Origin of the sequence: Tsuneonella rigui (assembly GCF_003958625.1) — a bacterium.
In the GTDB taxonomy this organism is placed as follows: Bacteria; Pseudomonadota; Alphaproteobacteria; order Sphingomonadales; family Sphingomonadaceae; genus Tsuneonella; species Tsuneonella rigui.
Genome location: NZ_RSEL01000030.1, coordinates 1 through 7305 on the forward strand (window position 1 = coordinate 1; position 7305 = coordinate 7305).

Sequence of the window (7305 nt, forward strand, 5' to 3'; positions counted from 1 at the left end):
ATGCGCGTGTTGCTGATCGAGGACGAGCCGACGACGGCCAAGGCGATCGAGCTGATGCTCACGACCGAGGGGTTCAACGTCTATCAGACCGATCTCGGCGAAGAGGGCTTGGACCTCGGCAAGCTGTATGATTACGACATCATCCTGCTCGACCTGAACCTGCCAGACATGCACGGATACGACGTGCTGAAGAAGCTCCGCGTCGCCAAGGTGCAGACGCCGGTACTGATCCTGTCGGGCATCGCCGAGATGGATTCGAAGATCCGCTCGTTCGGCTTCGGCGCCGACGATTACGTGACCAAGCCGTTCCACCGCGAAGAGCTGGTCGCCCGCATCCACGCCGTGGTGCGCCGTTCGAAGGGCCACAGCCAGTCGGTCATCCGCACCGGCAAGCTGGCGGTGAACCTCGATGCCAAGACAGTCGAGGTCGATGGCGCGCGGGTCCACCTGACCGGCAAGGAATACGCGATGCTGGAGCTTCTTTCGCTCCGCAAGGGCACCACGCTGACCAAGGAAATGTTCCTCAACCACCTCTACGGCGGGATGGACGAACCCGAGCTCAAGATCATCGACGTGTTCATCTGCAAGCTGCGCAAGAAGCTCAGCCACGCGTGCAGCGGCGAGAACTACATCGAGACCGTCTGGGGCCGCGGCTACGTGCTGCGCGATCCGGGCGAAGAGGCGGAAGCCGCCTAACACCAGTTCCTTTTGGACGGGGAAAGAACCGCCCGGTGCCGCCAGGCCCCGGGCGGTTTTCGTTTGTCCGGAACGCCCGGGGGGCGCTCCCGTTGCTCCCATTCAGGCGAAAGGAACTCCGGATGGCGAAGGAACTGCATAAGGGCGACAGGGTCAGCTGGAGCAGTCACGGCGGCACCGCGCACGGCAAGGTGGTGAAGAAGGTGACTTCGCCGATGACGATCAAGGGGCACAAGGTCGCCGCGTCGAAGGACAACCGCGAGTACCTGGTCGAAACCGGCGAAGGTAAGCGCGCGGCGCACAAGCCTTCGGCCCTGCGCAAGGGCTGAACGATGGACACCGGCCTGACCTGGAAACCGACCTTGCGTATGGCGGCCGCTGCCAAGCGCGGCTTGCGCCTGCGCGAGCAGTTCGGGCGCGGCGGGACGCACGTGGGGGTCGCCCGCGCGCACCAACTCGCCGAGCGTCGCGAGGTGACCGAGACCGACGTCAAGTCGATGCACAGCTACTTCGCGCGGCACGAGGTCGATAAGCAGGTCCGCTCGCACAAATGGAACTCCAACACCGATCCTTCGGCCGGGTTCATCGCCTGGCTGCTGTGGGGCGGCGACGCGGGCAAGGAATGGGCGGACCGCAAGGCCGCCAAGCTGCGCGGGCGGCGACTGACCCGCTGAGGTTCGCGCGCGCTGCCTAGTTTGGCTTGCGGGGTAAGCGATAAATTCTGCGTCTGCCGTCCTCGCCGGAGCGGCTAAGCAGCGCCCTAAGGCCAAAGGCACGCGAGACCACTCACTCATGAACTTCGGCGATTTCGACCTGACCGCGCTGCTGCCGTTCATCGGCATCGGCTTCGCCGCCCAGCTCGTCGACGGCGCGCTCGGCATGGCGTTCGGGGTGATCATGAACACGCTGCTGGTCGGGGTGCTCGGGGTGCCTCCCGCGCTCGCCTCGCAGCGGGTGCACATCGTCGAATGCTTCACCACCGCGACCAGTGGCCTCAGCCATTTGTTCCATCGCAACATCGACGCGAAGCTGTTCTTCCGCCTGCTCATTCCGGGCGTGATCGGCGGCGTCTGCGGTGCGTACCTGTTGTCGAACATCGACGCTGGTGTCGTGAAGCCGTTCGTCCTTCTCTACCTGTCGATGATCGGCATTTATCTGCTGGTCCAGGGCCTGCTATATCCGCCCAAGCAGCGCGAAGCGAAGTACGTCGCGCCGCTCGGGCTGGTCGGCGGTTTCCTCGATGCGGCGGGCGGCGGCGGGTGGGGTCCGGTGGTGACGAGCAACCTGCTGATCCAGGGCGCCGACCCGCGCAAGGTGGTCGGCACGGTCAACTCGGTCGAATTCTTCCTGACCGTCACGGTCTCCGCGGCGTTCATCTACCACCTCGGGATCGCCGATCTCGCCGGAGCCACGCTGGGCCTGCTGATCGGCGGATTGCTGGCGGCACCGTTCGGCGCGTTCTTCGCCAAGCACGTGCCCGCCAAGCTGATGCTGATCCTCGTCGGCATCGTCCTGACCCTCACCAGCGCCTACGGAGTCTGGACCGCCTGGTTCAAGTAACGTCGTTGCGCTGCGCCGGGGCACGCTGCTAAGCTGCGGCCATGAGCGCGGAGCGACCGATCTTCGAAGATATTGACCCCGCGGCCGAGCAGGCCGCTATTGAACGGGCGATGGAAGACTATCGCGCAGGGCGGGTGGTCCCGCATTCGGAAGTCGCCAAGTTCCTGCGCAAATGGGCGAAAAATCCGGATTTGCGGATGCCTCGTGAATGGCTGAGGTAACCTGGTCGAGCGAGGCACTCTCCGACCTCGACTTGATCATCGCTTACATTGCACATTTCGATCGCGATGCTGCCGAGCGTGTTGCTCAGCGATTGATCGATGCAGGGGAAAGTCTGAACACTTTTCCATCGCGGGGTCGACCGCGAGAGAGCGATGTCCGCACCCTGTCCATCGTGCAGCCCTATCTGATCCTTTACCGAGTGATCGGCGGCGAAGTTTTGATTCTCGGCATCCGCCATGGCCGGCGCGGAGAACCGGAATGACCGCGCACAAACCCGGCGATCCGACCACGCTCAACCGGCTCTACGGCCGCAGCCAGGGCAAACCGCTGCGCGCCGGTCAACAGGCGCTGGTGGACAACCTCTTGCCGCAGATCGCGGTGCCGGAGGAGGGCGAGGTCAGCTCCGGGCGGCTGTTCGGCGACAACCGGCCACTGCACTTCGAGATCGGCTTCGGCGGCGGCGAGCATCTCGCGTATCGCGCCGACCTGTTGCCCGATCATGGCTTCATCGGCGCCGAGCCGTTCGTCAACGGCGTCGCCCAGGCGCTGGTCCATGTACGCGATGGCGGCCTCGCCAACGTCCGCATCCAGCACGGCGACGCGCTGCAGGCGCTCGCCCGCGTGCCCGACGGCGCGCTGACGATGCTCTACCTGCTCCATCCCGACCCCTGGCCCAAGGCGCGCCACGCCAAGCGGCGGATGATGAACGACGGCCCGGTGCGGATGATCGCCGACAAGCTCAAACCAGGCGGGGAGTTCCGCTTCGGTACCGACCACGCGGTGTATTTGCGCCATGCGCTGACGGTGATGCGGCGCTTCACCGACGAATTCGAATGGGTGGTTGAGAGCCGCTCAAGCTGGGAGAAGCGCCCCTCCGGCTGGCCCGAGACACGCTACGAGCACAAGGCCCGCACGGTGTACGGGCACGAGGTGTGGTATTTTCGCTTTCGGCGGCGCTAGCGGGTCGCATTTCGCTCGCAGCTAACGACGAATGTCCGGCTTTGGGTGGAAAGCCGAAGTCCCAATGGCTTTACGTCGGAGCGGATTTCGATCAGGGACACGCCCTCACCCAATGTGCGATAGCTGAGCGCCTTTTCGACCATCAAACAGGAACCGTCCGTCTCCATGACAATCCAAGGCACACGCGTCGCGGGCAGCACGGGCACCATAGGTGCGATTATCGCGGCGATGAGTTGCGCAGCGTGTTTCCCCGCCCTCGCCAGTCTCGCTTCTGCTCTCGGATTGGGCTTCCTGAGCCAGTTTGAAGGCGTCTCGATCCGCTACATACTGCCGCTATTCGCGCTCATCGGCTTAGCCGCGAACTTCCTCGGCGGGAGCCGACGCCGGGGCCTACTCCGATTTGTTCTCGGCATCGTTGGCCCCTTAGCCGTGCTGGCAGCAGCACTGCTCATGGCAACTTATGGCATGGCAACTGAATGGCTGCTCTATCCGGGGCTTGTGCTAATGATCGCGGTCGCGATCTGGGATTTGACAGCACCCAAGAGCGTCGCGGAGGGCCACGATCTGAGGGGGTTTGAACGGGACAAATGACCGAACTCAAATCCACGCTCACCTGCCCCAAATGCCGAGAGGCATCGACTGAAACGATGCCGACCAACGCTTGCCGGTTCTTCTACGACTGCCCGCACTGCTCAGAGAAGCTACGCCCACTGGCTGGGGATTGCTGCGTCTTCTGCTCCTATGGCGACGTTCCGTGTCCGCCAATCCAAGAGGCAAGGGCAAACGGCACTCCAACGAAGTGTTGCTAACGTTGGCGGAGGGTCGTGTTCATCCGACGGAGAGACCTCGTCGAGGGAGGGCGCGGTGATCGGTAAGCACGTGATCGGCACGCTGTGGTGAGAGGTCGCGCCTTCATCGTCACGGGAACAGTGGTGCTATTGATGACCTCCGCAATCCACGCCTCAGGTCTCCCCATGATTGACGGTTGGTTGCAGGGTCTCGGCCCCCAGCAACGTGCTGGACTAAATCTCGTCTGGGCGGCTGTAGCTTTCGACTGGTTAATTACCGCAGTCCTTTGGGGATTGACTGCATGGTGGCTCTGCCGCGAATGGCTCATAACCGCGTCAGTCGCAGCGGCTATTCCCCTCGCGATCGCTGTCGGCATCATTTCCATCGAACCGAGTTTCTTTGGAGGATGGTTGCTTCTCGGAAGTGTGGTCTTTTTCGCGACCGGAGCGATCATCGAGTTGCGCAGAGAACGCGAGCACTTTGACGAATGTGAGTGAGCCGCTCCGCAGCTTCACCGCTTGCGGGCATGTCCGCTATGGGTCGTTTGCTGACAGGCTGCTTTTGCTCATGCCACGATCGGAATTGCCGCCCGTACCGGCTCGTGACCCCAATGGCGCAACAGGCGTAATACTGCGGTGCCAGCCAAGCCCAGGGTGCCGGTATTCCTCAGCGGATGCACATTGATCCGCTCGGACGCCGCCAGCCCCTCCTCCAGCACCACCGTCACGCTGCCCGGCGCGGCGTTGATCATCGCCAGCGGAGTGACCGAGCCCGGCGTGATGCCGAGCAGGCGCTGCATGTCTTCCGGCTTGGCGAAGCTCACGCGCTTGGAGCCGATCGCCTGCGGCAGCGCCTTGAGGTCGACGCGCGCCTCGGCCGGCACGGTGACCAGCCAGAACGCACCGGCGGCGTCCTTCAGGAACAGATTTTTGGTGTGCGCGCCGGGGAAACCGGCGTCGAGCTGGCGGCTCTCGGCGACGGTGAATACCGCCGCGTGCTCATGCGCCGCGTAGGGAATACCGAGCGCGGCGAGGTCCGCCAGCAGGCCAGATTCACCTCGGTGAACCCCCACCCCCAACCCCTCCCCGGCGGGGAGGGGCTTTGGGCCGCGCATCGACACTATTGCTGGATGCGGTGCAGCGCGCAGAGCTTGTTGCCGTCGGGATCGCGCAGGTAGGCGAGGTACATGGCATTGGGCGTACCTTCGCCGCGGACGCCCGGCGGATCCTCGATCGCGGTGCCGCCGTTCTCGCTGCCGGCCTTGTGCCAGGCGTCGGCCTGCTCGGGGCTCATCGCGAAGCCGATGGTGCAGCCGTTGCCCGCGGTGGCAGGCTTGCCGTCGATCGGCGGGGTTACCAGGAACGCGCCGCCGTTGTGGAGGTACATCAGGCGGCCCTTGTCGTCCTTGATCCCCTCGCGGCCGCCGATCGCCTTGAAGGTGGCGTCGTAGAACTGCTTCGACCGGTCGATGTCGTTCGAACCGACCATCATGTGACTGTACATGGCTTCTCCTCCTTATCGGTCCCTGTTTGAAACTATTCCGGGCCCGCAATCAACCGCGTTTCGTCATGAGACGCGGTAGAATCCGCACAGCTTGTTCCCCGCCGGATCGCGCAGGTAGGCGAGGTAGAGCACGCGCCCGCCGGTCGCGTTCCGCAGTCCCGGCGGGTCCTCGATGTCGGTCCCGCCCGCCGCCACCCCCGCGGCGTGCCACGCATCCACCTCCTCGGGCGAATGCGCGAGGAAACCCAGCGTCGCGCCGTTGGCGCCGGTCGCGGGCTCGCCGTTGAGCGGCGTGCGGACGACGAAGCGGCTGCCGGCGTGTTCGTACACGATGCGCCCGATCTCTTCGATCGTGCCCTCCGGCCCGCCGAGCGCCTGGATAGTGGCATCGTAGAACCGCTTGGCGGCCGGGATATCGTCGGCGCCGAGCATGACGTGGCTGAACATCGCTTCCTCCTCAGTAGACGACGACGCTGCGGATGCTCTCGCCCGCGTGCATCAGGTCGAACGCCTTGTTGATCTCGTCGAGCGAGAGGACGTGAGTGATCATCGGGTCGATCGCGATCTGGCCGTCCATGTACATGTCGACGATCTTCGGCACGTCGGTCCGGCCCTTGGCCCCCCCGAACGCGGTCCCGCGCCAGTTGCGCCCCGTGACGAGCTGGAACGGGCGGGTGGCGATTTCCTTGCCCGCTTCGGCCACCCCGATGATGATCGAGGTGCCCCAGCCGCGATGGCAGCACTCGAGAGCCGTGCGCATGACCTCGGTGTTGCCGGTGCAGTCGAAGCTGTAGTCTGCGCCGCCGTCGGTCAGCGCGGCGATCGCTGCGATGGTGTCTTCGCGCCTCATGCCGGCGGTGTTGACGAAGTCGGTCATGCCGAACTGGCGGCCCCATTCCTCGCGCGCCGGGTTGAGGTCGATGCCGACGATCTTTCCTGCGCCCGCGAGCTTCGCGCCCTGGATCACGTTGAGCCCGATCCCGCCGAGCCCGAACACCACCACGTTGTCGCCCGGCTGGACCTTGGCGGTGTTGAGCACCGCGCCGACTCCGGTGGTCACCCCGCAGCCGATGTAGCAGCTAGTCTGGAACGGCGCGTCCTCGCGGATCTTGGCGACCGCGATTTCGGGCAGGACGGTGAAGTTCGAGAAGGTCGAGCAACCCATGTAGTGGTAGATCGTCTCGCCCTTGTAGCTGAAGCGGCTCGTCCCGTCGGGCATCACGCCCTTGCCTTGGGTCGCCCGGATCGCGGTGCACAGGTTGGTCTTGCCGCTGAGGCACGATTTACACTTCCCGCACTCAGGCGTGTAGAGCGGGATCACGTGGTCGCCCGGCTTGACCGAGGTTACGCCCGCGCCGACCTCGCGCACGATCCCCGCGCCCTCGTGGCCGAGCACGCTCGGGAACAGGCCCTCGCTGTCAAGCCCGTCGAGGGTGTAGGCATCGGTGTGGCACACGCCGGTCGCCATGATCTCGACCAGCACCTCACCTGCCTTGGGCCCTTCGAGGTCAAGCTCGACGATCTCCAGCGGCTGCTTGGGGGCAAAGGCGACGGCGGCGCGGGTCTTCATGGCGT

The 7305-nt window shown here is 64.7% G+C and carries 14 protein-coding genes; 10 read left to right on the forward strand and 4 right to left on the reverse strand.

The genetic code is table 11. From position 1 onward, the window contains the following. From ctrA to ELY12_RS14145, 10 genes are all read left to right on the forward strand, one after another. The coding region (ctrA, locus tag ELY12_RS14100; RefSeq protein WP_126177351.1) for a response regulator transcription factor CtrA at nt 1-696 on the forward strand (696 nt) is incomplete at its 5' end. Nucleotides 697-818: 122 nt separating this feature from the next. Continuing rightward, nucleotides 819-1025, forward strand: coding sequence for a hypervirulence associated TUDOR domain-containing protein (locus tag ELY12_RS14105; RefSeq protein ID WP_126177352.1), 207 nt, complete (start codon nt 819-821; stop codon nt 1023-1025). Between the two features lie 3 nt (nt 1026-1028). Continuing rightward, complete coding sequence (locus ELY12_RS14110; RefSeq protein ID WP_126177353.1) at nt 1029-1370, forward strand: hypothetical protein; 342 nt, start codon at nt 1029-1031, stop codon at nt 1368-1370. Between the two features lie 118 nt (nt 1371-1488). After that, nucleotides 1489-2256 carry a sulfite exporter TauE/SafE family protein gene (locus ELY12_RS14115; RefSeq protein ID WP_126177354.1) on the forward strand — a complete coding sequence of 256 codons (768 nt, stop codon included), beginning with the start codon at nt 1489-1491 and terminating at the stop codon, nt 2254-2256. A gap of 41 nt (nt 2257-2297) precedes the next feature. After that, entirely contained in the window at nt 2298-2477 is a 180-nt protein-coding gene (locus tag ELY12_RS14120; RefSeq protein ID WP_126177355.1) for an antitoxin, read from the forward strand. Further along, nucleotides 2465-2740, forward strand: coding sequence for a type II toxin-antitoxin system RelE/ParE family toxin (locus tag ELY12_RS14125; protein WP_126177356.1), 276 nt, complete (start codon nt 2465-2467; stop codon nt 2738-2740). Before ELY12_RS14120 ends, ELY12_RS14125 begins: the two co-directional genes overlap by 13 nt. Further along, nucleotides 2737-3438 (forward strand): tRNA (guanine(46)-N(7))-methyltransferase TrmB, encoded by a 702-nt coding sequence (trmB, locus tag ELY12_RS14130; RefSeq protein ID WP_126177357.1) that lies wholly within the window; start codon nt 2737-2739, stop codon nt 3436-3438. Before ELY12_RS14125 ends, trmB begins: the two co-directional genes overlap by 4 nt. A gap of 165 nt (nt 3439-3603) precedes the next feature. Continuing rightward, nucleotides 3604-4029 carry an organomercurial transporter MerC gene (gene merC, locus ELY12_RS14135; protein ID WP_126177358.1) on the forward strand — a complete coding sequence of 142 codons (426 nt, stop codon included), beginning with the start codon at nt 3604-3606 and terminating at the stop codon, nt 4027-4029. Then, nucleotides 4026-4247: a GDCCVxC domain-containing (seleno)protein gene (locus ELY12_RS14605; protein WP_126177359.1), complete on the forward strand. Its 222-nt coding sequence runs from the start codon at nt 4026-4028 to the stop codon at nt 4245-4247. The genes merC and ELY12_RS14605 overlap by 4 nt, the downstream gene beginning before the upstream one ends. Before the next feature lie 165 nt (nt 4248-4412). Further along, nucleotides 4413-4724: a hypothetical protein gene (locus tag ELY12_RS14145; protein WP_126177360.1), complete on the forward strand. Its 312-nt coding sequence runs from the start codon at nt 4413-4415 to the stop codon at nt 4722-4724. Between the two features lie 68 nt (nt 4725-4792). Here ELY12_RS14145 and ELY12_RS14150 read toward each other — a convergent pair whose 3' ends face one another. The 4 genes from ELY12_RS14150 to ELY12_RS14165 form a co-directional block, all read right to left on the reverse strand. Continuing rightward, nucleotides 4793-5299, reverse strand: coding sequence for a prolyl-tRNA synthetase associated domain-containing protein (locus tag ELY12_RS14150; RefSeq protein WP_241229892.1), 507 nt, complete (start codon nt 5297-5299; stop codon nt 4793-4795). A gap of 47 nt (nt 5300-5346) precedes the next feature. After that, nucleotides 5347-5730, reverse strand: coding sequence for a VOC family protein (locus ELY12_RS14155; RefSeq protein ID WP_126177362.1), 384 nt, complete (start codon nt 5728-5730; stop codon nt 5347-5349). Between the two features lie 63 nt (nt 5731-5793). Beyond that, a complete protein-coding gene (locus ELY12_RS14160) occupies nt 5794-6177 on the reverse strand; it encodes a VOC family protein (RefSeq protein ID WP_126177363.1) in 384 nt (127 codons plus the stop codon). 10 nt (nt 6178-6187) lie between these two features. Next, nucleotides 6188-7300, reverse strand: a complete 1113-nt coding sequence (locus ELY12_RS14165; RefSeq protein ID WP_126176144.1) for an S-(hydroxymethyl)glutathione dehydrogenase/class III alcohol dehydrogenase — start codon at nt 7298-7300, stop codon at nt 6188-6190. Nucleotides 7301-7305: the final 5 nt, after the last annotated feature.